A 1,744-nucleotide genomic window follows, 5' to 3' on the forward strand; every position below is an offset into this window, starting at 1 on the left:
CTGGCCGCCGGGGCGGGCGCAGATGGCGTCTGCGATGGACCAGCAGGCTTGTGATGGTGTGAAGGCCGAGCGCGCGCGGACCGCAGTGGGCATGCCGAGGAGCTGGGCGATAGCGACTCCAGGAGGCATGGAGCGGTCGGCAGCGGTGATGTCCATGTCGGCCGCGCCAGGGAAGGCGTGCTTGAAGTCCTCGGTGGTATCGACTCGGTGGCAGATGCGCGCCGAGAGGTTGGTTCGGATGCTGGTTGGGAGGATGTCGGCTTCGGGCTTTTGGGTGATGAGGACCAGGCGGACGCCGAACTTGTGGCCTTGGCTGGCGACGGCCAGGAGCTCGGCGAGGAACAGCTCTCGCCGCTTCTTATCGGGGTGCTTGGCGTAGTTGGCAAGTTCGTCGATGACGAGGACTTCGACCGGGGTGTCGGGGGTGAACTGGGTGAGCTTGTCGGCCCGCAGCTCCCAGAAGTAGCGCTTGCGGAACTCCATCTCCTCGCGGATCTCCCGGAGGATTTCAGTGGGTCGTTCCAGGTCAATGTCGTCGCAGACGGTGTGTGCGGTACGCCACCAGGGAGCGACGGTGCCGAGGTTGGCGTCGATGATGCGCAGCCGGACAGAGTTCATGAGTGCCCAGGCGCCGAGCAGGGTGTTGACGGTGATGCTCTTGCCGGAGCGAGTGACCCCGGCGATAAGCATGTGAGCACCGTCGACGAGGTTGACGTGGATGGGTCGGCCGTCTTCGTCGAGCATGAGCAGGACCGGGTGATCCGGGGGAAGGCTGCCGGGAGCAATGGCGGGGAGCCAGAGCCCGTGATGCTCGGTGATGAGCGGCGAGGGGACGAAGGCTTCTAGCGGTTCGGTGAGGAATGCCCTGGCACGTACGCGGCCGGGGCTGGGGCTGGAGACCTTGACGCGGCCTACGCGCCAGAGATCGGCGAGGTCTTGAGCATGGTCGGCCCATCGACGAGCGTTGACGGCGCCGATGGCGCGGCTCTCGATGGTGACGCTGAAGGCATCGACGCGGGTACGCAGCCGCGGAGTGATGATGCGGGGTTGAGGCGGGGTCTTTCGGTTGGTGAGGAACTGGCCGGCCGTTGGCGTCTTGTCGGTGATGGAGAGGTTGAGCAGTCGGGCGGTTCGGCGCCACGTCCACTTGATGACGACGGCACGGCGCATCGATGCCCGAACGTGTGAGCTGCCCCGGAGGTAGTCGTAGGCCCAGATGAGAGCGCTGACGATGTACCAGAGGAGGGCGAGCCCCGCCGCCACGATGGTGGCGACGGGAATCCAGGTGATCAGGAAGGCGATGGCCGTTGCCATGATCAGCCCTCGGCCTTGGCCTGACGGGTGTTGCCGGGCATGGCGGACTGGATGCCGTCGGCGCGGTACCAGACGGTTCCACCGGTGATCTTCTCGCGGCCCTGGCCATCGACACGCTTCTCAGCGGGGGTGACTCCGACGACAAAGCGGATCATGTGGACTGGGGTGTACTGGCCCAACCCCTCACCGGGGTCGCGGTGGCTGGCGATGTTGACCCTGATGACCTCGTGGGCGTTCTGGCCGAACTGGTCACGGAAGCCGCCGATGAGCTGGACTTCCCACTTGGGAGTGCCATCAGAGGTGGTGTCCTGCACGTCTCGGCTACCGAACTTGAGCTTGGGCTTGGACTCCAGGAAAGCCAGTCCGGAGAAGGTTGCGGCCTGGTCCACAATGAAGGTCTGGGGCATGATCTAAGTGTTCCCTTCGTAGG

The 1,744-nt window shown here is 65.3% G+C and carries 2 protein-coding genes; both read right to left on the reverse strand.

Annotated elements, in window-relative coordinates; genetic code table 11:
* On the reverse strand, window positions 1-1,314 hold a 1,314-nt coding region (locus tag AB0G15_RS43445), incomplete at its 3' end, for an FtsK/SpoIIIE domain-containing protein (RefSeq protein ID WP_362851586.1).
* A 2-nt stretch (window positions 1,315-1,316) separates the two neighbouring features.
* Window positions 1,317-1,721, reverse strand: coding sequence for a hypothetical protein (locus AB0G15_RS43450; protein WP_362851588.1), 405 nt, complete (start codon window positions 1,719-1,721; stop codon window positions 1,317-1,319).
* Window positions 1,722-1,744: the final 23 nt, after the last annotated feature.

The sequence above is a fragment of the Streptosporangium sp. NPDC023825 genome, from assembly GCF_040639575.1.
Classification (GTDB): Bacteria; Actinomycetota; Actinomycetes; order Streptosporangiales; family Streptosporangiaceae; genus Streptosporangium.